We start from the raw sequence: 24905 nt of genomic DNA on the forward strand, positions 1-24905 counted from the left end.
CGCTTGCCGGCCCGCCTGCTCATGAGAAGACTGCTCCCTGTCGCCGCCGCCCTGGCGCTGCCGCTGCCCTGCGCCGTCCTGGCCCAGACCACCCTGGAAGCCGTGGACGTTCAGGCCAGCCGCAGCAACGGCTTCGTCGCCAACACGGTGGAGGCCGGCACCTTCCGCGGCGGGCAGCTGATGGACGTTCCGGCCACCGTGAATGCCGTCACCAGCGCCGTCATCGAGCTGCAGGCGGCCGACAGCGTCTACGACGTGCTGCGCAACACCGCTGGTGTCGCCCGCCAGCAGAACGGCGGCGACACCTTCGACCAGCTGGTGATCCGCGGCATCGGCGTCGAGAACCGCACCAACTACCGGCTCAACGGCTCGCTGGCCATTCCCAACATCTCCGAGATCCCGATGGAGAACAAGGAGCGGGTGGAGGTGCTCAAGGGCGCCTCGGCGCTCTACTACGGCTTCACCTCGCCGGCCGGCATCGTCAACTTCGTGACCAAGCGGGCCGGCGCCACACCGGTGACCAGCGTGGGCCTGAAGGTGGACGACCACGGCGGCGCGCAGGGCCTGATGGACATCGGCCGGCGCTTCGGCGCGGACGATCAGTTCGGCGTGCGCATCAATGCCGCGGGCGGCAGCCTGGGCTCGGCCATCGGCGGCGTGGATGGCAACCGCCAGATGCAGTCGCTGGCCTTCGACTGGCGCGTGAACTCGCAGTTGACCCTGAAGGCCGACATCGAGCATTACCAGAAGCGCATCGTGGAACAGGCCGGCATCGGCCGGCCGACGGCGGTCAACGGCGTGATCACGCTGCCCGCGTTGCCCGACCCCACCAGGCTGCTCGGCCCCACCTTCGCGCCTTTCTCCGCCGAGGTCACCAACCAGCAGCTGCGCGCCGACTATTCGATCAACAGCGACTGGGCGCTGATGGTCGAGGCCGGCCGATCGGAAGCCGAGCGCGACCGCGGGCTGGCGACCTTCAGCAACTACAACGTGACGACGGGCCGGGGCCGCATCACCGGCACCGTGCAGCACCTGGAGCAGACCTCGCAGCTGCTGCGCACCGAGCTGTTCGGCACCTTCCAGACGGGCAGTCTCCAGCACGAGCTGACCCTGGGCGTGGCACGGGCCGACAAGAGCCAGGCACCGCTCTACAACCGCAGCTACGGCAGCGCCAGCACGGTGCAGTACCTGTACGACCCGATCCCCATCGCGCCGCTGGCGCTCAGCAACCGCACGCTGGCGCCCACCAACGGCTTCCAGGACAGCAGCGACCTGGGCCTGTACGCGCTGGACCGCATCGTGATCTCGCCCGAGTGGCAACTGGTGGCCGGCGCGCGCCACACGCGCTACCAGAGCGTGCAGGGCGCCAGCACCACGCTGCCGGTGATCGCCTACGACGTCGACAAGACCTCGCCGCTGCTCGCGCTGACCTACAAGTTCACGCCGGACCTGGCCGTCTACGGCTCCTATGCACAGGGCGTGGAGGAAGGGGAGGCGGCGCCAGCCGGCACCACCAACCAGAACCAGCGGCTGGCCCCGGGCGTGAGCAAGCAGAAGGAGCTCGGCCTGCGCTGGCAGGCGCCCACCGGCACGATGTTCTCGGCCGCAGTGTTCGACATCGATCGGCCCGGCACCTACACCAACAGCGCCAACACCTTCGTGGGCGACGGCCGGCAGGTCTTCCGCGGCCTGGAGCTGTCGGCCCAGGGCCAGATCACGAAGCAGCTGGCGTGGCAGGCCTCGGGCCAACTGCTGAACGCCGCCTTCCGAGAGATCAACGCCCAGTACAACGGCAAGATGCCCGAGAACACGGCCCGCAGGACGGCCAGCCTGTTCCTCTCGTATGACATCGCCGGCGTGCCCGGCCTCTCGATCAACGGCGGCGCCTACTACACGGGCCGACGGCCCATCGACGACCTGAACCAGGGCTTCATCGGCGGCTACACGCTGTTCGACGTGGGAGCGCGTTACGTGACCCAGCTGTTCGGCAGGCGCACCCAGTTCCAGCTGAACGTGGAGAACGCGGGCGACAGGCGCTACTGGTCGGCCGCCGGCACCCGACTGGCAGTGGGCGCACCGCGCATCGTGAAGGCCTTGATGAAGGTCGACCTGTGAGCGCGGTGAGAGGCTGACATGCGCTGGACCTGGCGCCAAGTCCTGTTCCAGCTGCACTGGCTGGCCGGCATCACGGCCGGCACGGTGCTGGCGGTCATCGGCAGCAGCGGCGCGCTGCTGGCCTACCGCGCGGAGATCGTCGAGGCGTTGAATCCGGCGCTGTTCCAGCGCCAGGCGCCCATGCCCGGCGCTGCGCCGCTCACACCCGCGGCGCTGGTGTCGGCCGTGCAGGCCCGCGATCCGAAGGTGCAGGTGCAGACGCTCACGCTGCGCGAGCAGGCCGGCTGGCCCGTGCGCATCGGCCTCGCGCCGGCGCCCGGCCAGCGCCGTGGCGCCCAGCACTGGCTGGACCCGTGGACCGCCGAGCCGCTGCCCGAGCCGCGGGGCGACGAATTCTTCGAGACCGTCGAATCGCTGCACCGCTGGCTGCTGCTGCCGCGCGACATCGGCAAGCCGGTGACGGGCGTGCTCGCGGCCTCGCTGTTGCTGCTGGCCGTCTCCGGCCTGGTGCTGCGCTGGCCGCGCCGGGCGCTGGACTGGCGCGCCTGGCTGCGGCTGGACTTACGCCTGCGCGGCCGCGCGCTGCTGTGGAACCTGCATGCGGTGGCGGGCACGCTGGCGCTGCTGTGCTACCTGGTGTCGGGGCTGACGGGCGTCTACTGGGGTTTCGACGCCGTTCGCGCGGCGGTGGACGGCGCCGTGGGCGAAGGACAGGCGGCGCGCATGCAGCGCGGCGGCGGCAACCCGGTGGGCCGGACCATGGCCGGCACACCCGGCGGCACCGGCCCGGACGGTGCCAAGGCTGCGACACCGCGCGCCGCGCCCGACCTCGACCGGCTCTGGCAGAGCTTCCTGCAGGCTTCTGGCGGCAACTGGCAACTGGCCACGCTGCGCCTGCCGGCCCGCGCCAACCCGCGGGTCGAAGTCACCTACCTGCGCCGTGACGCCGAGCACGACCGCGCCCGCAACCGCCTCTACCTCGATGCCGCCACCGGCGCCGTGGCTGAGCACCGCCGCTATGCCGAGCTGAGCGCGCCCGCGCGGCTGGTCAACAGCATCTATCCGCTGCACATGGGCAGTTTCTGGGGCCCGCTCGGGCGGGTGGTGATGGTGCTGGCCAGCGCCGGGCTGCTGCTCTTCGCCGTCACCGGCTGGCTGCTGTACCTGCGCCGCCGGCGCGAGGCCGCGGCGGCACGGCGGGCGCGGCGGGCCTCACTGGCGACGGCGGGTGGCAACGCCACGCCCGAGGCCGGCGGCCTGCTGATCGCCTTCGCCACCCAGACGGGCCATGCCGAACGGCTCGCTTGGCAGACCGCCGCCGCCCTGGGCGCGGCCGGCGTGCCGGCCACCGTCCGGCCACTGCAGGCGCTGGCCCCGGCCGACCTGTCCCGCCACCCGCGCGTGCTGGTCGTGGCCAGCAGCTATGGCGACGGCGAGCCGCCCGATGCGGCCCGCGCCTTCGCCCGGCGGCTGAGCGCGATGAATGCGCCGCTCACGCCCGCTCCAGCGTTCGGCCTGTTGGCCCTGGGCAACCGGCAGTACGGCACCTTCTGCGGCTTCGGCCATGCGCTGGACGCGCAACTGCGCCGCCTGGGCGCGCGGCCGCTCTTTCCGCTGGTCGAGATGGATGACGCCGATGCCTCGGCCGTTTCCCGCTGGCGCGCCCGGCTGGGCGCCGCCTTCGGCGTCGTGCTGGACGAAGATGCGGCGCTGGAGCCGGCCCTGGCGGCGCCCGGCTGGATCGACGCTGCGCTGAGTCTGCGCACGCATCTGAACCCTGGGAGCGCCGGCTCACCCCTCTTCGAGCTACAGATCGCCCTGCCCCCCGAGGCTGGCTGGCGCCCAGGGACCCTGGCGGAGATCGAAGCGCCCGCACCAGGCGAGCCGCCGCGGCGCTATTCCGTTGCCTCGCTCCCGGCGGACGGCACGCTGAGCCTTCTCGTGCGCCAGCGCGTGCTGGCGGGCGGCAGGCTTGGCCTCATGTCCAACTGGCTGACCGTGCAGACCCAGCCCGGTGCGCCGCTGCGCCTGCGGCTGATCGACAACCCCGGCTTCCAGCTGATCGACGACGACCGGCCCTGCATCTTCATCGGCAACGGCTCGGGCTTCGCCGGCCTGCGCAGCCACCTGCGGGAGCGGGTGCGACGCGGCCACGGACGCAACTGGCTGGTTTTCGGCGAGCGGCACCCGGACCATGACGCCTTCTTCACCGACGAGGTGCAGGCCTGGCAGTCGCGCGGCCTGCTGGCGCGGGTGGACCTGGCCTGGTCGCGCCTGCCGCCGAACGGCCGACATGTGCAGGATGCCTTGCGGGATGCGCGCGACGAGCTGCGACGCTGGGTGGAGGATGGCGCTGCGATCTATGTCTGCGGCAGCCTGGCCGGCATGGCCCAGGGTGTGGATTCGGCCCTGCGCGATCTTCTGGGTGCTTCGGCCGTCGAGGCGTTGCTCATGGACGGCCGACTGCGCCGCGACGTCTACTGAGCGCCAGGGCAGCGATGCAGCGCCGAAAGCGCTGCGCAAGCCCCTGCCCGGCTCAGCGCCCGATACCGTAGATGGCCACCAGCAGGTTGCCCAGCACCATCGCCACGATCTGCAGCAGCACGATGGCCACCAGCGGTGACAGGTCCACGCCGCCGATCAGCGGCACCACCCGGCGGATGGGGCGCACCAGCGGCTCGGCCAGGCGCTGCACCAGGTCGTGCAGCACGGGCGATGCACCGGGCACCCACGACAGCACCGCATAGACGATCAGCAGCGCCGTCAGCCCCGACACCGCCAGTTGCATCAGCCCGAACAGCGCCAGCAGCGGCAGCGCCACCGGTCGCAGTCCGCCCACCAGCAGCATCAACAGCAGGTACTTGAGCATGACGATCAGCCATGCCGCCACCAGGCTGGCGATGTCCCAACGGCCCGCCGTGGGGATGATGCGGCGCAGCGGCAGCACGATCCAGTCGGTCAACGCGAAGACGAAACGTCCCAGCGGATTGCCGAAGGGCACGCGATGCAACTGCATGTACAGACGCAGCAGGCAGGCGCCGCCCAGCAGGCCGGCGATGACGTCCAGCAGGAACGAAGGGATCTGGTAGAGCATCGTCAGGAAAAGGAAGACGCCGCAGGGGGCAAGGAGGGAGTGCGATGATAGCCACGCACTTTTGCACCCATCATGTCCGAAGCCCCCGCCTTCCTGCCGCTTTTTCCTCTTGGAACCGTGCTCTTTCCGGGCGGGCTGCTGCCGCTGCGGATCTTCGAGCTGCGCTACCTGCAGATGATCGGCGAGTGCCACAAGACCGGAACGCCTTTCGGTGTGGTGGGGCTGGTTCGCGGCGCCGAAGTGCGCGCGGCGGGGGCGTCGCCCGAGACCTTCGCCGACATGGGCACGTTGGCGACCATCCGCCAGCTGGAATCGCCCCAGTCCGGCCTGCTGGTCATCGAATGCGTGGGCACCGAGCGCTTTCGCGTACTGGAGCGCCGGCAGCAGGCGAACGGCCTGTGGACGGCCCGCACCGAGACGCTGCCGGCCGAGCCGCGCGTGCCGGTGCCGGACGACCTGCACAACGTGGCCGACGCGCTTCGTCAGTTCGCCGACACCCTGCGCCAGCGCGGCGGGCCGTTGCCGATGGCAGAGCCGTTCGATTACGACGACTGCGGCTGGGTCGCCAACCGCTGGTGCGAGTTGCTGCCCTTGCCCTCGGAGATGCGCCAGCGGATGCTGGCGCTGGACAGCCCGCTGGTGCGCCTGGAACTGGTGGGCGACCTGCTGGCGCAGACGCGCATCTCGGGCCAGCGCTGAAGGTGCTCCCGTGCCGCCGCCCTGCGGCGCCTCTTGCGGCACGCGGGCCGCGCGACGCGACGCCGGTCGCTAAAATCGTCGGCCGCGCTGTGCCGGGCCCCCTGCCCGGCGACCCTGCGCCCCTCCCCCTCAGCCGCCCTCACACCGGTCGCATCCGCGGCCGGCGGCGGCCTTCAACCGCACGACGTCCTCCATGTCCGACCTCACCACGCCGGCCGCTGCCGCCCCTTCCGTTGACGACAACCAGCTGATCGCCGAACGCCGCGAGAAACTGAAGGCGCTGCGGGCCGGCCAGGCCGAGGGCCGCGGCGTCGCCTTCCCCAACGACTTCAAGCCTGCCGACCGCGCCGACGCCCTGCTCGCCGCACATGGTGAGACGGCTGCGGAGACGCTCGAGGCCACGCCCGTGGCCGCCAGCGTGGGCGGTCGCATGATGCTCAAGCGCGTAATGGGCAAGGCCAGTTTCGCCACGCTGCAGGACGCCACCGGCCGCGTCCAGCTCTACGTCACCCGCGACGCGCTGGGCGAAGAAGCCTACGCCGACTTCAAGAAGTGGGACCTGGGCGACATCGTCGGCGCCGAAGGCACGCTGATGAAGACCAAGACCGGCGAGCTGTCGATCAAGGTCAGCCGATTGCGCCTGCTCACCAAGAGCCTGCGTCCGCTGCCCGACAAGTTCCACGGCATGAGCGACCAGGAGCAGAAGTACCGCCAGCGCTACGTGGACCTGATCACCGACGAGGCCGCCCGCACCCGCTTCGCCGCCCGCAGCAAGGCCGTGAGCGGCATCCGCGAGTTCATGGTGAGCCATGGCTTCCTGGAGGTGGAGACGCCCATGCTCCACCCCATTCCTGGCGGCGCCAATGCCAAGCCCTTCGTCACGCACCACAACGCGCTCGACCAGGAGATGTACCTGCGCATCGCGCCGGAGCTCTACCTCAAGCGCCTGATCGTGGGCGGCTTCGAGCGCGTGTTCGAGATCAACCGCAACTTCCGCAACGAAGGCATCTCGGTCCGTCACAACCCCGAGTTCACGATGATGGAGTTCTACGCGGCCTACTGGAACTACCGCGACCTGATGGACTTCACCGAAGCGCTGATCCGCGACGCCGCCACCAAGGCCGTGGGCACGCTGCAGCTCACCTACCAGGGCAAGCCTGTCGACCTGGCCGCGCCCTTCGAGCGCCTGACCATCCGCGAAGCCATCGTCAAGCACACCGAGGCGGCAGACAACGTGGACAGCCGCGACTGGCTGATCGCCGCGCTGCGCAAGCTGGGCATGAGCGAAGAGAAGGACCGCCTGGCCGGCCGCACCCTGGCCAGCCTGCAGGTGCTGTACTTCGAGGAAGTGGGCGAAGAGAAGCTCTGGCAGCCCACCTTCATCATGGAGCATCCGACCGAGATCTCGCCGCTGGCCCGCGCCAACGACGAGCGGCCGGAAGTCACCGAGCGCTTCGAGCTCTACATCACCGGCCGCGAATTCGGCAACGGCTTCTCGGAGCTGAACGACGCCGAGGACCAGGCCGCCCGCTTCAACGCCCAGGTGGCCGCCAAGGACAGCGGCGACGACGAGGCGATGTACTTCGACCACGACTTCGTGCGCGCGCTGGAGTACGGCATGCCCCCCACCGGCGGCTGCGGCATCGGCATCGACCGCTTCATGATGCTGCTGACCGACTCGCCCAGCATCCGCGACGTGATCCTGTTCCCGGCGCTGCGGCGCGAGGGCTGAGCGCCTTCTCCTTCCGGAGGCCGGCGCGGCGGCTTGCCCGCGCTAGTGCTGCTGCACCTTCACCAGCTTCATGCGCCCGCCCGCGCCGGCGTGGATGTCGACGGCCGCCTTGGCCACGCCCAGTTGCTTCGCCACCAGGCCGATCAGTTCGGCATTGGCCTTGCCGTCCACCGGGGGCGACTTGAGCCGGGCCAGCCAGGTGCCGTCCTCCTGTTGCACCAGGCTGCTGGCCCGTGCGTTGGGCTTGACCTTCACCTGAAGCATGGTGGTTGCCATGGCCGCCGCCTCAGACCGTCGCGGGCAGCAGCGCGCGGACGTGGCGATAGCCTGCATCGGCCATCAGCGCATCCCAGTCCAGGGCCTCGCCGCGCGGCAGCAGGCTGCGTCGCCGGGCCTCGCGTTCGGGTGATGGCGCGAGGTCGCCGCGTGCATACGCCTGCGCCATCCCGTCCAGGAATTCGTCCAGCACTGCGCCACCGTTCAGGCTCTGGTTGCACAACAGGGCCAAGTCGCAGCCCGCCTGCAGGGCCTGTAGCGCCGCCTGGGCCGGCGTCAACAGCCGGCCTTCGAGGTGGCGCGCGCCTTCCATGCTGAGGTCGTCGCTGATGACCGCGCCGGTGAAGCCCAACCGACCGCGCAGCACCGCCTGCAGCCACTTCCGAGAGAAGCCGGCCGGCCGCGCATCGACCGCCGGGTAGACGACATGGGCCGGCATCACCGCCGCCAGGCTGGCGCTGAGCCAGCGGTAGGGCGCGGCATCGTCCGCCAGGATGTCTTCCAACCCCCGCGGATCGACCGGCACGGCCACATGCGAGTCGGCCGCCGCAAAGCCATGACCAGGGAAATGCTTGCCGCAATGGGCCATGCCAGCGTCGCGCAGCCCATGCATCACTGCCCGCGCGAGCGCTGCGACGACGGCCGGGTCGCGGTGGAAGCTGCGATTGCCGATGACGGCGCTGCGCGAGGCCGGCGCATCGCCCGCCGCCGCGTCGGCATGGTCCAGGTCCAGCACCGGCGCGAAGGAAAAGCCGATGCCGCAGGCGCGCAGCTCCGCCGCCAGCACCTGGCCGAGTGCAGCTGCGGCATTCAGCGCACGCTGCGGACCGTCACCGCCCGACTGCCACAGCGTGCCCAACGCACGCATGGACGGCAGCACCGTGAAGCCATCTGTGCGGAAGCGCTGCACGCGACCGCCTTCATGGTCCACCGCAATCAGCAGGCCGGGCCGCAGGGCCCGGATCTCGGCCGAGAGCGCCGTGATCTGCGCCCGGCTTTCGAAGTTGCGGCTGAAGTAGATGCAGCCGCCCACCAGCGGATGCTGCAGGCGGCGCCGGTCGTCGGCTGTGAGGGCGGTGCCGGCGACGTCGATGATGAGCGGGGAGTCGGTCATGGGGTCTGCTTCTCGACCACCACGAAGCTGGCCGCGTAGTCGGCCTCGTCGGTGACGGTCACATGCGCGCTCAGGCTCTGGGCCTCGAACCAGCTTTTGAGCGGATCGTGCAGCGCGATGTAGGGCTTGCCGCTGGCGTCGTTGAGGACTTCGCACAGCTTCCAGCTCATGGGCATGCGCATGCCCAGCCCGATGGCCTTGCTGAAGGCCTCCTTGGCCGAGAAGCGGGTGGCCAGGTAGCGCATGCCGCGCGCGGGCCAGCGACTGGCACGCTGGCGCCAGATGGCGAGTTCGGCGTCGCCCAGCACACGTTCGGCGAAACGGTCGCCCTGGCGGCCGACCGTGGCCTCGATGCGGCGGATGTCGCAGAGGTCGGTGCCGATGCCGTGGATCACGATGCCGCGGCCTCGATGCACGCCAGGTAGGCGCGGGTGGTGGCGGCGTACCCCGCCTCGAGCGCATCGGCGACGAAGGCGTGGCCGATGGAGACCTCCTTGACCTGCGGCACCGCACGCAGGAAGTCGGCGAGGTTGTCCTGGCTCAGGTCGTGGCCGGCGTTCACGTCGAGGCCAGCGGCCTGCGCAGCCTGCGCGGCGGCGGCGTAGCGGGCCAGCACGGCGTCGGCATCGGGCCGGCCGCGAGAGGCGGCATAGCCCTCGGTGTAGAGCTCGACCCGGTCGGCGCCGACGGCACGGGCGGCGGCCATCATCTTGGGCGCGGGGTCCATGAACAGGCTCACGCGCACGCCCAGGGCTTTCGCCTCGGCGATCAGAGGGCGCAGGCGCTCGGCGTCCTGCGGGAAGGTCCAGCCATGGTCGCTGGTGAACTGGTCCTCGCTGTCGGGCACGAAGGTGGCCTGGTGCGGGCGCAGTTCGCGCACAAAGTCCATCAGGTTGTGGAAGGGGTTGCCTTCGATGTTGAACTCCACGGCCGGCCAGTCCTGTTTCAGCAGCGCGTGCAGTTCGTGCACGTCGCCCGTGCGGATGTGGCGGGCGTCCGGCCGCGGATGCACGGTGATGCCGTGCGCCCCGGCCTGCAGGCACAGCGTGGCCGCGCGGGTGACGCTGGGAATGCCCAGGTGGCGGGTGTTGCGCAACAGCGCGACCTTGTTGACGTTGACGGACAGTGCCGTGCGGGAGGAAGTGGCGGTGTTCACGGATGGACCTTCGGCTTGGCCTGCAAGGCGCACGCCGCGGCAAGTGGCCGGACGCGCCTCACAGATCCTGCAGGTCGCGCATCATCTGCCGGGTGCGCAGCTGGGCGACGCCGCAATGGTAGTGGAGCAGTTGGCGCAGCTGGCTGCGCAACGCGCCGCTGGCGCCGGGCGACAGCTCGGCCACGGTGCGCAGCGTGCGGGTGAAGGGGGCATGGTCGGCGAGTGCGCGCTGCAGCGACTGCCAGCCTTCGGCGCCGATGGCCGCGGGCTCGTCCTCGCCGGCCTCGCGCAGACCGGTTTCAGGCAGCAGCAGGTAGCGGCCGCCCGGGGCGAGCGGCGCCAGCGTCGAGGTCTGCGCGTCCAGGTCGGGCAGGAAGCCGATCTCGCGCAGCAGCAGCAGTTCGAAGGCGCGCAGGGCCGAGGCTTGCACCGCCTGCTGCGAGGCAGGATCGTGCGGCGTGCCCAGCACCTGGACCACGGACGCATAGGCATCGAACAGCGCCGGATGTGCATCCTCGCGCGCCAGCAGGCGCAGCAACAGCTCGTTGAGGTAGTAGCCCGACATCAGCGCGTCGCCGGTCGGCATGACATGGCCGCCCATCCATTCGGCGGACTTGAGGGTGCGCACCTCGGCATCGCCGCCGAAGGCCAACTGCAGCGGCTGCAGCGGCAGCAGCACCGGCCGGAAGTTGGAACTCGGCCGCTTCGCGCCTTTGGCCACCAGCGCGATGCGCCCGTGGTGGCGGGTGAACACCTCCAGGATCAGGCTGGACTCGCTCCAGTCGTAGCGGTGCAGCACGAAGGCGGGTTCATGCGCGACCCGGCGCGCCGCCCCGGCCACTCAGTTCCCCAAGCCCATTCGAATGGCCGCGGAGCAGGTCATGCGTGAGCGCCCGCGGAACCGGCTTTGCCGGGCCGCCAGGCGCGCCCCCTCGAGGGGGGAGGCGGCTACACGAAGTGAGCAAGCAACGGGGGGGAGCATCACTCGTAGCCGAAGCTTTTCACGCGGGCCTCGTCGTCGGCCCAGCCGGAGCGCACCTTCACCCACAGCTCGATGAACACCTTGGCGTCCATCAGCTTCTCCAGCTCCTGGCGCGTCTCCATGCCAATTCGCTTGATGCGCTCACCCTTGTCACCGATCACCATGGCCTTGTGGCCGTCGCGCTCGACCACGATGGTGGCGGCGATCTTGAGCAGGCGCTTGTGGCCCTTCTTCTGCGGCGGCTCTTCCTCGAACTTGTCGACCACCACGGTGGAGGTGTAGGGCAACTCGTCGCCGGTCAGGCGGAAGAGCTTTTCGCGCACCGTCTCGCCGGCCAGGAATTTCTCGCTGCGGTCGGTCAGTTCCTCTGCGTCGTACCACCAGTTCTGCTCGGGCAGGTACTTGGCGCAGATGGCGAACAGGCGCTCGATGTCCTTGGCGTTCTTGGCCGACATGGGCACGAATTCGGCGAAGCGATCCTGTGCCTCGCCGCCGTGCTCGCGCTGCATCTGCTGCAGCCACGGGGCAAGGTCGGCGCGACGCAGCACGGTGTCGAGCTTGTTGGCGATCAGCAGCACGGGGATGTTGCGGTCGAGCAGGCCCAGCACCTTGGCGTCTGCGGAGGAGAAACGGCCAGCCTCCACCACGAAGAGGATCAGGTCCACGTCCGCCACCGCGCCCAGCACCGTCTTGTTGAGCGAGCGGTTGAGCGCATTGGCGTGGCGGGTCTGGAAGCCGGGCGTGTCGACGAACACGAACTGCGTGCCGCCCGGGCCCTCGGCATCGGCCACCGTGCGGATGCCGGTGATGCGGTGGCGCGTGGTCTGGGCCTTGCGCGAAGTGATGCTGATCTTCTGGCCCACCAGCGCGTTCATCAGCGTGGACTTGCCGACGTTGGGCTTGCCCACGATGGCCACCAACCCGCAACGCTGGCCCGGGATGGGCTCGGCCTGCACGCCCGCGGGCATCGCCGGCATGGGCGGCATGGTGTCGGGCACCGGATCGTGGTCGTGGTCGTGGTCGGGCGCGGAAGTGGCGTCGGGAAGGTCGTTGTGGTCGTTCATGACAGCAATTGGAGGTTCAGCGGCCGCGGGTCTTCAGGCGCTGCAGCATGGTGGCAGCCGCCGCCTGCTCGCCGGCGCGGCGCGAACCACCGCTGCCGCGTTCAGCCAGGCCCAGTTCCGGCACTTCGCATTCGACCTCGAAGGTCTGCTTGTGCGCGGCGCCCAGCGTAGCGACGACGCGGTAGGCGGGCAGCTTCATTTTGTGGCCTTGCAGCCATTCCTGGAGTTCGGTCTTCGGGTCCTTGGAGGCGGCGCTCATCTGCGGCTCGATCTCGATGTCGGCATAGAGACGCTGCACCAGCGCCTGCGCCGGACCGAAGCCGGCATCCAGGTAGACGGCACCGATCAGCGCCTCCACTGCGTCGGCCAGGATCGAGGGTCTGGCTGCGCCACCGGAGCGGGCCTCCCCTTCGCCCAGGCGCAGCAACCCGGCCAGCTGCAGGCGCTGGGCGATCCCGTGCAGCGTGTCCTGTCGCACAAGGTTGGCGCGCACCCGCGACAGGTCACCCTCGGCCTGCCGCGCCAGACGGGTATAGAGCAGATGAGAGATGGCCAGGCCCAGCACCGAGTCGCCCAGGAATTCGAGGCGCTCGTTGTGCTCGGACGAATAGCTGCGGTGGGTCAGCGCCCGCTGCAGCAGGCGGTCGTCGGAGAAGGCATGCCCCAGGCGCACCTGGAGCGCCGCCAGGCCGCTCGGATTCACGTGAAGACTTCCCTGTCGTTGTGGCGCCGCAGCCTGGCGCATCCCGGGCGGATGCTCAGTCGGTGCGGCCCGTGTATTTCATCAGCAACCAGGCGGGCCCGACCAGATGGATCTGCTTGTCGTAGGCGAAGGAAACGACGACCTTGTCGCCCACCTTCTCGACGTTGAGGTCCTTGCCCGAAATGGCGGTGAAGTCGTCGATGGCCTGCGCCCGATCGAAGAGCGAGCGCACCTCGGGGACGGTGCTTCCCACCTTCGCACGCTCGGCCGCCTTCAGGATGGCCTGGTACTCGATCAACGTGGGCACCAACTGGGCCGCCACCACTCCGACCGCCCCCAGCACGATGACCACGAACAGCAGGCCGATGAACGAAATGCCGCGCTGCCGGGCCCTGCCCTTGCCGATTCTCATGAACCTCACTCCTTCGCCGGGATGACCCGCCCTCGTTGCCCGCCGCCATGCGGCGCCTGATCAGTGGAATGGCCCGATCCGCTTGAGGTTGCCGAAGTTCATCCAGACGAAGAAGGCACGGCCCACGACGTTCTGATCCGGCACGAAACCCCAGTACCGCGAATCGAGGGAGTTGTCGCGGTTGTCGCCCATCATGAAGTACTGACCGGCTGGCACCTTGCAAACAAATCCTTCCACACTGTAACGACAATTTTCACGGTTAGGGAAGGCCATGATCTCGGCGTCCGACAGGCCTGCACGCCGGGTCTCGTCATTGAGGATGCGGTGATCGGCAGCGCCGAGCTTCTCGGCAAACTGCTTCGAATACCGCATCGTGTCTTCGTCGAAGTAGTCGGGCAGCGGGTCCTTGCTGACGGGCTGGCCGTTGATGGTCAGCCGCTTGTTCTGGTAGGACACTTCATCGCCCGGCACGCCGACGACGCGCTTGATGTAGTCCATCGAGGGCTGCGGCGGATAGCGGAACACGACCACGTCGCCCCGGGCCAGGGGCGTGCCCTCGGTGATCTTGGTGCCCAGCACCGGCAGGCGCAGGCCGTAGGTGAACTTGTTGACCAGGATGAGGTCGCCGGTCAGGAGCGTCGGCATCATCGAGCCTGACGGGATCTTGAAGGGCTCGGCCACGAAGGAGCGCAGCAGGAAGACCGCCAGGATCACCGGGAACAGGCCGGCCGTCCAATCGAGCCACCAGGGCTGGGCCAGCAGCCGTTCGCGGGTCTTGCCACCGTCGTCGGTGTCGAGCCGGTCGATGCCCTGGCGTGCGAGTTCCTCGCGGCGCTGGGCCTGCGTGGCCTCGAAGGCCTGCGCAGCCCTGCGGCGGCGCGGCAGGAAGACCAGCCGCTCGGCCAGCCAGTACAGGCCGGTCACCACGGTCGCCAGAAACAGCAGCAGGGCGAAGTTGCCCTCCACCGCGCCGACGTACCAGGCGCCGATGTAGCCGGCGAACGCGGCAAGGATCAGGGAGGTGAGGATGGGCATCGCTTGGAATTGTTCTGGGGGAAGCTGAGTGGCGGCGGACCGTCGGTCCGCTCAATCCTCGACTTGGAGGATGGCGAGGAAGGCTTCCTGCGGCACCTCGACCGAGCCGATCTGCTTCATGCGCTTCTTGCCGGCCTTCTGCTTCTCGAGCAGCTTGCGCTTGCGCGTGATGTCGCCGCCGTAACATTTTGCCAGCACGTTCTTGCGCATCGCCTTGACGGTCTCGCGGGCGATGATGTTGGCGCCGATGGCCGCCTGGATGGCGACGTCGAACATCTGGCGGCTGATGATCTCGCGCATCTTGGCCACCACCGCCCGCCCGCGGTACTGCGACTGGCTGCGGTGCACGATGATGGACAGCGCATCCACCTTGTCGCCGTTGAGCAGGATGTCGACCTTGACCACGTCGGAGGCGCGGTACTCCTTGAACTCGTAGTCCATGGAGGCGTAGCCGCGGCTCACCGACTTCAGCTTGTCGAAGAAGTCCAGCACGATCTCGCCGAGTGGCATCTCGTAGGTGAGCATGACCTGGCGGCCGTGGTAGGCCATGTTGATCTGCACGCCGCGCTTCTGGTTGGCCAGCGTCATCACCGGGCCCACGTACTCCTGCGGCATGTACAGGTGCACCGTCACGATCGGCTCGCGGATCTCGGCCATGCGGCCGATGTCGGGCATCTTGGACGGGTTCTCCACCATGATGACCTCGCCGTCGCTCTTGAGCACCTCGTACACCACGCTCGGCGCGGTAGTGATCAGGTCCTGGTCGAACTCACGCTCCAGACGCTCCTGCACGATCTCCATGTGCAACAGGCCCAAAAAGCCGCAGCGGAAGCCGAAGCCCAGCGCCTGCGACACCTCGGGCTCGAAATGCAGCGAGGCGTCGTTGAGCTTGAGCTTTTCGAGTGCGTCGCGCAGCTGGTCGTATTCGCTCGCCTCGGTCGGGTACAGGCCCGCGAACACCTGCGGCTGGATTTCCTTGAAGCCCGGCAGCGGCTCGGTGGCCGTGAAGGCGGCGCCGCCCGAGCCCTGCTTGATCAGCGTGACCGTGTCGCCCACCTTCGCGGCCTGCAGTTCCTTGATGCCGGCGATGATGTAGCCCACCTCGCCCGCCTCCAGGCTCGCGCGCGGCTCGTTGGCCGGCGTGAAGACGCCCAGGTTGTCGGCGTTGTAGGTGGCGCCGGTCGCCATCATCTTGATGCGCTCGCCCTTGGCCAGGCGCCCATCGACCACGCGCACCAGCATCACCACGCCCACGTAGGCATCGAACCAGCTGTCGATGATCATGGCGCGCAGCGCGCCATCCGGATTGCCGCGGGGCGCAGGAATGCGGGCGACGACGGCCTCCAGGATCTCGTCCACGCCCATGCCGGTCTTGGCCGAGCAGGGAATCGCATCGCCGGCATCGATGCCGATCACGTCCTCGATCTCTTCCTTCGCGCGCTCGGGATCGGCCTGCGGCAGATCCATCTTATTGAGCACCGGCAGCACCTCGACGCCGAGGTCCAGCGCCGTGTAGCAGTTGGCCACCGTCTGCGCTTCCACGCCTTGCGAAGCATCGACGACGAGCAACGCGCCTTCACAGGCGGAGAGCGAGCGCGAGACCTCGTACGAGAAGTCGACGTGGCCCGGCGTATCGATGAGGTTGAGGTTGTAGACCTGCCCGTTCTTGGCCTTGTAGTGAAGCGCTGCGGTCTGCGCCTTGATGGTTATCCCACGCTCCTTCTCGATGTCCATGGAGTCCAGCACCTGCGCTTCCATCTCGCGCTCGGCCAGGCCGCCGCAGCGCTGGATCAGGCGGTCCGCCAGTGTGGATTTGCCGTGGTCGATGTGCGCAATGATCGAGAAGTTTCTGATGTGGTTCATCAACGAGCAGACTTAAGTCTTTGAATTTGCTGGTGCAGCAGAGCAAAGCGCACAAGAAAAAAGGGCGCGTCTTCGGAAGACGCGCCCTGAACCAACAAGCAATGGCAACTGCAGTAGTTGGAACTTCATTGTAGGCAAAACGGGGGGCGCGTACAGGCCGGGGGACACCGGGGGGGCCTCGTTGCAGGTCAGCAACACGAATTTATCAACAACTTATTCACAGTCCGTGTGGGCTGTTTTCTGGACAACTTGTGGGCGATCTGTGGACCGCCGGTGCATGACACCCTGGAATCCCGCATCGTGAATATGCGTAGGACTCTTATGAACCGAAACCGCGTTGAGGCGGCCGCATTCTACCGAATCGGTTGTTAGGCCCCCGAAACGGCACTGCGAGAGCCTGACTATCGGAGGCGCTCGACCCTTCGCAACTTTATATCCTCCAACGCTTTTCGCCCGGGAAAAACGCGGGTGAAATGACCCCAAAACCCAAGTCATGGATGGGGCCACTCAGCCCGCTGGTACGGGCCACCCGCGCCCATCCCACGGACGCTTGGGCCTTCAGCGAGCTGGGCGGATCAACGCGTACTGGGCCCAGTCTCCGCGGCGGAACAGCACGCTCACCGGCTTGCTGCGGTCCATCTTGCCCAGGGCGGCGTCGAATTCCTTGACGCTGGCAACTTCCACATTGCCCACGGACAGGATGATGTCGCCCTCGCGCAGCCCGGCGCGGGCGGCGGCCTCCGAAGCGGATTCGACCCGGACACCCCCGCGCAACTTGAGCTCGCGCCGCTGCGCATCGGTAAGCTCGGTCACGGCCAGCCCCAGGGACTTGGCGGCGGCCGACACGGGAGGCTTCGGCTCTTCCTTGCCACTGGCCGGACGCCGGGTGGGTTGTTCGGCTTCCAGTTCGGCCACGGTGATCGACAGGTCGCGGTTGCCACCGCGGCGGAACACGGTGACCGTCGTCTTGGTGCCGGGCTTGGTATTGCCGACCATGCGCGGAAGGTCGCTGGGGCGTTCGATGTCCCGCCCGTCGTACTTCAGGATGACATCCCCCGGCTCGATGCCTGCCTTGTCGCCCGGTGAGCCGCTTTCGACGCCGCGCACCAGAGCACCCTGCGCCTTGGGCAGGCCAATGGACTCGGCCACGTCCTTGGTCACTTGGTCGATCTGCACGCCGATGCGCCCGCGGGACACCCGGCCACTCGCGCGCAATTGGTCGCTGACGCGGATCGCCTCGTCGATGGGTATCGAGAAGGAAATGCCCATGAAGCCACCGGAGCGCGAATAGATCTGGCTGTTGATGCCGACGACCTCGCCGCGCATGTTGATCAGCGGACCGCCGGAGTTGCCGGGGTTGATGGCGACGTCGGTCTGGATGAAAGGCAGGTATTCGCCGGTGTCGCGCTGCTTGGCACTGACGATGCCCGCCGTCACGGTGTTCTCCAGGCCGAAAGGTGAGCCGATGGCCATCACCCACTCGCCCACACGCAGACGGGAGATGTCTCCCACCTTGACCGCGGGCAGGCCGGTCGCGTCGATCTTGACCACGGCCACGTCGGTGCGCTTGTCGGCGCCGACGATCCGGGCCTTGAACTCGCGCTTGTCGGTCAGCGTGACGATCACCTCCGACGCGTCCTCGACGACATGGGCGTTGGTCATGACGTAGCCATCGGGCGTGAGGATGAAGCCCGAACCCACGCCGCGGGGCCGCTCCTCCTCCTGCGGTTGCTGCTGGGGCCTGTTCTGCCGCGGGGCGTTGGGCAATGGTTGGCCAAAGAAGCGGCGGAAGAACTCCTGCATTTCCTCGTCCATCTCACCGGAGCCGCGGCGGGTGACCCGTTCCACGGTTCGGATGTTGACCACCGACGGGCCAACCTGGTCGACGAGGTCGGTGAAGTCAGGCAACGTGCGGGTGGCCTGCGCAGCCTGGGCCACGGCCGGCTGCATCGGCGCCAGCAGGGTCAATCCCGAGAAGGCAGCCAAGGCCAGCGCCGGCACACGCCGGGCCAGCACGGAAGAAGACATGAAACGGTCTCTGTTCGTCATCCTCGGACTTCTTTCAACAATACAGGGGAGCAATGTGGCGAACGCCGACGATAGCCGCTGGGCCGGCGCTCGCGGCAGATGCCCTTGAGAAGGCCCAAAACGTGAAAGGTTCAGCGCGTGCGAGCGAGGGCCCGGGCGAATGCGTCCAGCGTACGCATCGGTACTTCGCCGACGGCCGTGAGCCACCAGTCGCCCGCGGCGTCGGGCAGTTTGCGCGAGAGGGTGTACGTCGCGCCCTGAGCCTGGGAGGCCTCCTGGCGCGGCTGTTCGCCATAGGGCTCGAGGAACAGCGAGACGGTGGCCAGTCCGTCAGAAAAGGTCCATTGCAGGATGCGTTTGCGTGGCCCGAAGAAGAAGCGAGGCTCGCCGATGGGGCGCAGGTAGCTGCTCACCGGCTTGAACCCCGGGACGGGCTGCGACAGGGTCCAGCCTTCTGCCTCGACATTCGCAGCTTCGAGCTTCGATCGCTCGGTCTTCCAGCCCTGGATGTTGTCCATCATCTCCGTGAGCGCCGGCACGGGCAGAGGCTCCTCGAACTGGAGTTCGGAGAAGGCCGACTGCTCGACCACCGCGCCGCGCACATCCAGGGTCTGCAGCTTCAGCACCAGACCCGAACGCCGCTCGCACCAGACGCGGTAACCGAAGCGCATCGCATCACGCGCAACGATCTGCACCACGTCAGCCTCGATGCCCGCCACACGGCCGCGGCCCAACGGTCGCGCGTCGTAGAACTCGGTGATCGAGCTTTCGGTTGCTCCCAGCAGATTGGGGAAAACGTCGAGGTTCTCGCGCTGCTCGGTCTTGACCAGCCGTTGGTCCGGCAGAAAGGTACGGACCAGTTCATTGCGGCGGAAAGTCGATCGCTGCGGCCCGGACAGCGTCTCCACCCGCTCGATGCACACCGGGCCCTCGCACGCGTGCCAGATGCGTGCGCTCGACAGCGCGCCAGCCCCCGTCGACACCACGAAGGTCCCCACATATTCGGTGGTACGCGCCGCCTCGTGCATGCGCCGCAGCCAGTCGATGGCACCCGCCGCGGCGGGCGCCTGCGCAGGCGGCTGCGGGCCGGGTTGAGGAACGGAAACACCCTGCGGAGGTGCCGCTTGCGCGTCCGACGGCCGGGCAGCCCAGACCAGCACGGCAGCGGGAACAGTCGCAATGAGACGGCGGCGCGAGGCAGGGGAAACAGGCATCGGCAGTGGAATGGCGATCCGGTCGGTCAGCGGGACGGCGTCTCGAACGTGGCGTTGCGCAGGAAGCCCGAGGGCATCTGGGACGCACCACCAGCCGCCTGATGGGCCTCGAGCAGTTCATCGAGCCGCGCGTCCCGCAGCATGACCTCAGGCCGGTTGCCCACCTGCACGAGGCTTTGTTGCTGCGCAGGGGCCGGAGTGGCTGATGCCAACGTCGGCGCTGCCGCATCCTGGCGGGCCATCTGGGCCCCGCCCGTTGCTCCACCACCGGACACGAAGCCCCAGCCGACCGCCGCGGCGACGGCGACCGATGCCACACCGGCGACGAGCCGCCAGCGGAACACCGGCTCATTGGCCGCCTCCGCGCGCTCGGTCCATGCCACGGGTGGCTGCGTGGACTCCCGGGGACGCAGCACCGGCGGCTCCTGAGCCATGCGCTGGCGCAGTTTGTCGAGGAAAGCATCACTGTCGGTGCAGACGGTGTGGCGCCCTGTACGCAGGACCTCACCGACGAGGTGATAGGTCTGCCACGACGCCCGAAGCGCATCGTCGCCCGCCACCTGCTGCACCGCCTGCGCCACCTCATTAGCCGGCATCTCGCCGTCCATCAGTGCCGACACCTGTTCCAGGGTCTGTTTCCTAAGCTCGTTCATGGGATTCACCTGCTCACCAACGTTTGCCCGACTGGTTTTCCAGCAGGGGTTTCACTCGCGCAGAAATCGCCTCGCGTGCCCGGAAGATTCGGGACCGGACGGTGCCGATCGGGCAATTCATGGCCTCGGCGATTTCCTCGTAGCTCAACCCCTCGATCTCACGCAAGGTCACGGCCTGGCGCAATTCGGCCGGCAGCGCCTCCATGGCGGCATTCACCGCCGCGGCCACTTCATTGGCCGCAAGCACGGACTCAGGGGTTTCGTCGCTGATTGGTTCGTTTCCGCCGCGGTAAGTTTCATCGTCATCGTCACTGCTGCGCAGCGCCGCTTCGGACACCGTCGGATCGCGCTTCATGTCCACCAGTGCCTTTTTGGCGGTGTTGACGGCGATCCGGTAGAGCCACGTGTAGAACTGCGCATCGCCGCGGAACTGGTGCAGTGCCCGATAGGCCCGAATGAAGGTTTCCTGCGCGATGTCCTCGATCAGGTCCACATCGCGCACCATCCGGCCAATGAGCCGCTCGATTCGTCGCTGGTATTTCACCACCAGCAGCTCGAAGGCCCTGTCTTCGCCGGCCAGGGTTCGCTGGACCAACAGCAGGTCGGCTTCGCCCGGACTGCCCGGCGCCGGGGAGGGAGGAGACGTGGTCACGTCGAGGCCTCCCCGGTGCGACGCCCAAGAGTTCGCGCGCCATCGAAGGCCGCCCGGCGCAGGGCACGCCAACGCAGGGGATCGGTCTGCCGGTCCAGCCAGAACCAGCGCCTGCGGCCATCCGCCGTGGCACAGCGCGCGAGCATCAGCGTCCCGAGGTCGATGATCACCTCGAGCACGGCGCCTGACCACGGATCCAGCCCGCGGGCGTCGGTCACCGACCATTCGCCGCCCGCCCAGTGCAGCATGCCCACATCGACGGAGCGAGCAGTGCGCAGTGCCAGCAACATGCCCGCTGCCGCCGCAGAAACGATCACCAGCGTTGCAGCATCGAAGGCACCGAAATGCAGACACCAGCCCAAGGCGCCCAGGCCACCTGCGCTGGCAATCCCCAAGTGCAAAGCGGCCGCGCGGCGGGAAGACCCGACCGGAAAACTCACCGCCGGGGCGTGATGCATGGGAGGTTCGGAAAGGCGGGTGGCGAACAGAACAACGGCCGGGAACGCGTCAGAGCCGCTTGAACACCAGCGTGCCGTTGGTGCCGCCGAAGCCGAAGTTGTTCTTCACGGCCACGTCGATCTTCATGTCGCGCGCCGTGTTGGCGCAGTAGTCCAGGTCGCATTCCGGATCCTGGTTGAAGATGTTGATGGTCGGCGGACTCTTCTGAGTGTGTACCGCCAGCACCGTGAACACCGATTCGATGCCGCCAGCGCCCCCGAGAAGGTGGCCCGTCATCGACTTGGTGGAGTTCACCACCATGTCCCGGGCGTGGTCACCGAAGGCCAGCTTGATGGCGTTCGTCTCGTTGAGGTCGCCCAGCGGGGTGGAGGTGCCGTGCGCATTCAGGTAGTCCACCTGATCGGCGTTGATGCCGGCGTTGCGCAGGGCAGCCTGCATGCTGCGGCGAGGACCATCCACGCTGGGCGCGGTCATGTGATACGCATCCGCGCTCATGCCGAAGCCGACGAGCTCGGCGTAGATCCTGGCGCCTCGGGCCTTGGCATGCTCGTATTCCTCGAGCACCAGCACGCCGGCGCCCTCACCCAGCACGAAGCCGTCGCGGTCCTTGTCCCACGGGCGCGAGGCGGTGGCTGGATCGTCGTTGCGCGTGGAAAGCGCCCGTGCTGCGGCGAAACCGCCGATGCCCAGAGGCGAGACGGTCGACTCGGCGCCGCCGGCCACCATTACGTCCGCATCGCCGGCCTGGATCAGGCGCGCCGACAGGCCGATGGCATGCAGGCCGGTGGTACAGGCCGTGACCACTGCGATGTTCGGGCCCGTGAAGCCGTACTTGATCGACAGGTGGCCCGAGATCATGTTGATGATCGAAGCCGGCACGAAGAAGGGCGAGATGCGCCGCGGACCCCGGTTGGTCAGCTCGGCATGCGTCTCTTCGATCATCGGCAGGCCACCGATGCCCGAGCCGATGTTGCAGCCGATGCGCTCAGCCAGTTCGGGCGATAGCGCCTCCCCGGTCGGCAGACCACTGTCTTCCACCGCCTGGATCGAGGCGGCCAGTCCGAGATGGATGAAGCGGTCCATGTGACGCGCTTCCTTCTCGGAGATGTATTGGGTGATGTCGAAGCCCTTGACCTGCCCCGCGAAGCGGCACGCCAGGTTGCTGGCATCAAAGCTGGTGACGGTGCTGATCCCCGACTGGCCCGCCACGAGATTGGCCCAGCTTTCGGCCACAGTGTTTCCGACGGGGGAGATGCAACCGAGCCCGGTGACGACGACGCGGCGTTGAGTCATGCCGGCGAACCTTTCTGCAATGGTGGGTCTCCCAGAGGTGAGGCGTGAGGCGCCTGGTGCGTCGCTGTCAGGACGGTTCCGGGAGGAAGTGAAGCCGAAGGCCCGCGAAACGGGAGAGGAGGGAGCCTCGCAAAGCGCCGGTCGTGCAGCGCAGCGGGCAAACGGCTTGGATCTTGGCCGATCAGGCCTTCTGGTTCTTGACGGCGTAGTCGATGGCGTTCTGCACCGTCGTGATCTTCTCGGCGTCTTCGTCCGGGATCTCGATGCCGAATTCGTCTTCCAGCGCCATCACGAGTTCGACCGTGTCCAGCGAGTCGGCGCCCAGATCGGCCACGAAAGCCTTTTCGTTGGTCACTTGCGACTCTTCCACGCCGAGTTGCTCGGCGATGATTTTCTTGACACGTGCTTCGATATCGCTCATTTAGGTTCCCTCTGAGGGTGGTAAAGAATCAAGGATTTTAGCCGGGCCGCTCCGGGCAAAGTCCCGGCAAGGGCCTACGGCCGCTCGGAGAAGCCACTGTCCAGCCCATCGCGCAGATTTGTCCGACAGGCGGCTGTGCGGCGGCGGGTGGATTACATGTACATGCCGCCGTTGACGTGCAGCTCCTGGCCCGTCACGTAGCCGGCCTGCGGCGACGCGAGATAGGCCACGGCATGGGCCACATCGGCCGGCTTGCCTAAATGGCCCAGCGGAATCTGCGACAGCAGCGCCTGCTGCTGGGCCTCAGGCAGGCTGGCGGTCATGTCGGTCTCGATGAAGCCGGGAGCGACGCAGTTGACCGTGATCGCGCGGCTGCCCAGTTCGCGGGCCAGTGCACGGGTCATGCCTGCCACGCCCGACTTGGCGGCCGCATAGTTGGCCTGTCCGGCGTTGCCGGAGGCGCCCACCACGCTGGTGATGCTGATGATGCGGCCGTAGCGCTGCTTCATCATCGGCCGGATCACTGCACGCGACATCCGGAAGACAGCCTTCAGATTGGTGTCGATGACGGCGTCCCAGTCCTCGTCCTTCAGACGCATGGCGAGCATGTCGCGGGTGATGCCGGCGTTGTTGACGAGCACGTGCAGGCCACCGTGGGCCTTCACGATGGCGTCGATCATGGCTTCCACGGCCGGGCCGTCGGTGACATTCAGCACCTGGCCTTCACCCCCGTGGGGCGACAGCGCTGCGCCGATCTTGGCGGCGCCGTCGGCGCTCGTGCCCGTGCCGATGACCTTGTAGCCGCGCTGGGCGAGTTCCAGCGCGATGGCTGCGCCGATGCCGCGCGTGGCGCCGGTGACGAGGGCCACCTGGCCCTGGATCGCGGGAGTGTTCATGCGTGTTTCCAGAAAAAGGGAGAAACGGCGTCAGGCGACCAGTTGCCGCGCTTCACCCAGCGAAGCCGGATCCTGGATGAAGCCGCTGGCCAGGCCAGGCGCAATGCGCTTGACCATGCCCGACAGGACCTTGCCGGGGCCGCATTCGACGACCGCCTCGACGCTGCGGGCCTGCAGGGCCTGCACGCTCTCGACCCAGCGAACCGGACCTGCCGCCTGGCGCACCAGCGCCTCACGGATGCGAGCCGGATCGGTTTCGACAGCGACGTCGATGTTGTTGAGCACCGGAATCTGCGGCGTCTTCAAATCGACCTCGGCCAGGCGTCGCGCAAGCGCCTCGGCCGCCGGCTTCATCAGGCTGGAGTGGAAGGGCGCCGAAACCGGCAACGGCAGCGCACGCTTGGCGCCCTGGCTCTTGAGCAGTTCGCAAGCGCGCTCGACGGCCGCCTTGCTGCCTGCGATCACCGTCTGCATCGGGTCGTTGAAGTTGACGGCCTCGACCACTTCGCCGGGGGTGCCCATGGCGGCCGTGGCCTCGGCGCAGCCGGCCTTCACCTGCTCTGCGGCCATGCCCAGGATGGCAGCCATGGCGCCCGTACCGACCGGCACGGCTTCCTGCATCGCCTGGGCACGGAATCGCACCAGCGGCGCGGCCTGCGCCAGCGTCAGAACGCCGGCGGCGACCAGCGCGGAGTACTCGCCGAGCGAGTGACCGGCCACCACCGACGGTTGGGCGCCGCCTTCGGCCAGCCAGGCGCGCCAAGCGGCGATGCCAGCCACCAGCATCACCGGCTGGGTGTTGGTGGTGAGGGCCAGGATTTCCTTCGGGCCTTCCTTGATCAGCAGGCCCACGTCCTGACCCAGCGCCTCGGACGCCTCGGCGAGCGTCTCGCGCACGGCAGGATGGTCGCCCCAGGCGTCGAGCATGCCCACGGACTGCGAGCCCTGCCCCGGAAAGACGAATGCGAAGTTCTTCATGGTGGTTGAGTCTCCATCTGCGCGCATCTCGTGATGACACGACGCCAGGCGAATCCCTGAGGAAGG

General features: G+C 68.1%; 24 protein-coding genes. 4 read left to right on the forward strand and 20 right to left on the reverse strand.

Going from position 1 to position 24905, the window contains the following annotated elements:
* The first annotated feature begins 21 nt into the window (after positions 1–21).
* Together BXA03_RS12300 and BXA03_RS12305 are read left to right on the forward strand one after the other, a co-directional pair.
* Positions 22–2115, forward strand: coding sequence for a TonB-dependent siderophore receptor (locus BXA03_RS12300; protein ID WP_076507953.1), 2094 nt, complete (start codon positions 22–24; stop codon positions 2113–2115).
* 18 nt (positions 2116–2133) lie between these two features.
* A complete protein-coding gene (locus BXA03_RS12305) occupies positions 2134–4599 on the forward strand; it encodes a PepSY domain-containing protein (protein ID WP_076507956.1) in 2466 nt (821 codons plus the stop codon).
* 52 nt (positions 4600–4651) lie between these two features.
* On the opposite strand, the gene BXA03_RS12310 is transcribed toward BXA03_RS12305, so the two are convergent.
* Positions 4652–5209 carry a YggT family protein gene (locus tag BXA03_RS12310; protein ID WP_076507957.1) on the reverse strand — a complete coding sequence of 186 codons (558 nt, stop codon included), beginning with the start codon at positions 5207–5209 and terminating at the stop codon, positions 4652–4654.
* Between the two features lie 72 nt (positions 5210–5281).
* Here BXA03_RS12310 and BXA03_RS12315 point away from each other — a divergent pair, with 72 nt between their 5' ends.
* Both BXA03_RS12315 and lysS read left to right on the forward strand, forming a co-directional pair.
* On the forward strand, positions 5282–5908 hold the full coding sequence (locus tag BXA03_RS12315; protein ID WP_076507958.1) for an LON peptidase substrate-binding domain-containing protein: 627 nt from the start codon (positions 5282–5284) through the stop codon (positions 5906–5908).
* A gap of 193 nt (positions 5909–6101) precedes the next feature.
* The gene (gene lysS, locus BXA03_RS12320; protein WP_076507960.1) at positions 6102–7640 is read left to right on the forward strand and encodes a lysine--tRNA ligase; all 1539 of its coding nucleotides are present in this window, start codon (positions 6102–6104) and stop codon (positions 7638–7640) included.
* 42 nt (positions 7641–7682) lie between these two features.
* Here the strand turns inward: lysS and BXA03_RS12325 are convergent, their stop codons facing one another.
* The 19 genes from BXA03_RS12325 to fabD all read right to left on the reverse strand — a co-directional run bounded on the left by BXA03_RS12325 (position 7683) and on the right by fabD (position 24839).
* Entirely contained in the window at positions 7683–7916 is a 234-nt protein-coding gene (locus tag BXA03_RS12325; protein ID WP_076507962.1) for a DUF167 domain-containing protein, read from the reverse strand.
* Between the two features lie 10 nt (positions 7917–7926).
* Positions 7927–9030 (reverse strand): beta-N-acetylhexosaminidase, encoded by a 1104-nt coding sequence (gene nagZ / locus BXA03_RS12330; RefSeq protein ID WP_076507965.1) that lies wholly within the window; start codon positions 9028–9030, stop codon positions 7927–7929.
* Complete coding sequence (gene acpS / locus BXA03_RS12335; RefSeq protein ID WP_076508515.1) at positions 9027–9425, reverse strand: holo-ACP synthase; 399 nt, start codon at positions 9423–9425, stop codon at positions 9027–9029. The genes nagZ and acpS overlap by 4 nt, the downstream gene beginning before the upstream one ends.
* Positions 9422–10186 carry a pyridoxine 5'-phosphate synthase gene (locus BXA03_RS12340; RefSeq protein WP_076507968.1) on the reverse strand — a complete coding sequence of 255 codons (765 nt, stop codon included), beginning with the start codon at positions 10184–10186 and terminating at the stop codon, positions 9422–9424. Before BXA03_RS12340 ends, acpS begins: the two co-directional genes overlap by 4 nt.
* 58 nt (positions 10187–10244) lie before the next feature.
* Entirely contained in the window at positions 10245–11027 is a 783-nt protein-coding gene (gene recO, locus BXA03_RS12345) for a DNA repair protein RecO (RefSeq protein WP_076507971.1), read from the reverse strand.
* A 140-nt stretch (positions 11028–11167) separates the two neighbouring features.
* Positions 11168–12154 carry a GTPase Era gene (gene era / locus BXA03_RS12350; RefSeq protein ID WP_143476304.1) on the reverse strand — a complete coding sequence of 329 codons (987 nt, stop codon included), beginning with the start codon at positions 12152–12154 and terminating at the stop codon, positions 11168–11170.
* Positions 12155–12248: 94 nt separating this feature from the next.
* Positions 12249–12935: a ribonuclease III gene (gene rnc, locus BXA03_RS12355; RefSeq protein ID WP_234983666.1), complete on the reverse strand. Its 687-nt coding sequence runs from the start codon at positions 12933–12935 to the stop codon at positions 12249–12251.
* Positions 12936–12990: 55 nt separating this feature from the next.
* On the reverse strand, positions 12991–13347 hold the full coding sequence (locus BXA03_RS12360) for a DUF4845 domain-containing protein (protein WP_076507980.1): 357 nt from the start codon (positions 13345–13347) through the stop codon (positions 12991–12993).
* A gap of 60 nt (positions 13348–13407) precedes the next feature.
* Positions 13408–14382: a signal peptidase I gene (gene lepB / locus BXA03_RS12365; protein ID WP_076507983.1), complete on the reverse strand. Its 975-nt coding sequence runs from the start codon at positions 14380–14382 to the stop codon at positions 13408–13410.
* 51 nt (positions 14383–14433) lie between these two features.
* The gene (lepA, locus tag BXA03_RS12370) at positions 14434–16245 is read right to left on the reverse strand and encodes a translation elongation factor 4 (RefSeq protein WP_076507986.1); all 1812 of its coding nucleotides are present in this window, start codon (positions 16243–16245) and stop codon (positions 14434–14436) included.
* Between the two features lie 558 nt (positions 16246–16803).
* Positions 16804–18294, reverse strand: coding sequence for a DegQ family serine endoprotease (locus tag BXA03_RS12375; RefSeq protein ID WP_234983667.1), 1491 nt, complete (start codon positions 18292–18294; stop codon positions 16804–16806).
* A gap of 110 nt (positions 18295–18404) precedes the next feature.
* Entirely contained in the window at positions 18405–19433 is a 1029-nt protein-coding gene (locus BXA03_RS12380; RefSeq protein ID WP_159444716.1) for a MucB/RseB C-terminal domain-containing protein, read from the reverse strand.
* 80 nt (positions 19434–19513) lie between these two features.
* On the reverse strand, positions 19514–20140 hold the full coding sequence (locus BXA03_RS12385; protein WP_076507995.1) for a sigma-E factor negative regulatory protein: 627 nt from the start codon (positions 20138–20140) through the stop codon (positions 19514–19516).
* 13 nt (positions 20141–20153) lie between these two features.
* Entirely contained in the window at positions 20154–20792 is a 639-nt protein-coding gene (gene rpoE / locus BXA03_RS12390; RefSeq protein WP_076507998.1) for an RNA polymerase sigma factor RpoE, read from the reverse strand.
* Positions 20789–21250 carry a hypothetical protein gene (locus BXA03_RS12395; RefSeq protein ID WP_143476296.1) on the reverse strand — a complete coding sequence of 154 codons (462 nt, stop codon included), beginning with the start codon at positions 21248–21250 and terminating at the stop codon, positions 20789–20791. Before BXA03_RS12395 ends, rpoE begins: the two co-directional genes overlap by 4 nt.
* Before the next feature lie 49 nt (positions 21251–21299).
* Complete coding sequence (fabF, locus tag BXA03_RS12400) at positions 21300–22544, reverse strand: beta-ketoacyl-ACP synthase II (protein ID WP_076508003.1); 1245 nt, start codon at positions 22542–22544, stop codon at positions 21300–21302.
* Positions 22545–22725: 181 nt separating this feature from the next.
* A complete protein-coding gene (gene acpP, locus BXA03_RS12405; protein WP_017758944.1) occupies positions 22726–22965 on the reverse strand; it encodes an acyl carrier protein in 240 nt (79 codons plus the stop codon).
* Positions 22966–23117: 152 nt separating this feature from the next.
* A complete protein-coding gene (gene fabG, locus BXA03_RS12410) occupies positions 23118–23861 on the reverse strand; it encodes a 3-oxoacyl-ACP reductase FabG (protein WP_076508006.1) in 744 nt (247 codons plus the stop codon).
* A gap of 30 nt (positions 23862–23891) precedes the next feature.
* Positions 23892–24839 carry an ACP S-malonyltransferase gene (fabD, locus tag BXA03_RS12415; protein WP_076508009.1) on the reverse strand — a complete coding sequence of 316 codons (948 nt, stop codon included), beginning with the start codon at positions 24837–24839 and terminating at the stop codon, positions 23892–23894.
* Positions 24840–24905 lie beyond the last annotated feature (66 nt).

This window comes from Pseudacidovorax sp. RU35E, from assembly GCF_900156165.1.
GTDB lineage: Bacteria > Pseudomonadota > Gammaproteobacteria > Burkholderiales > Burkholderiaceae_C > Xenophilus.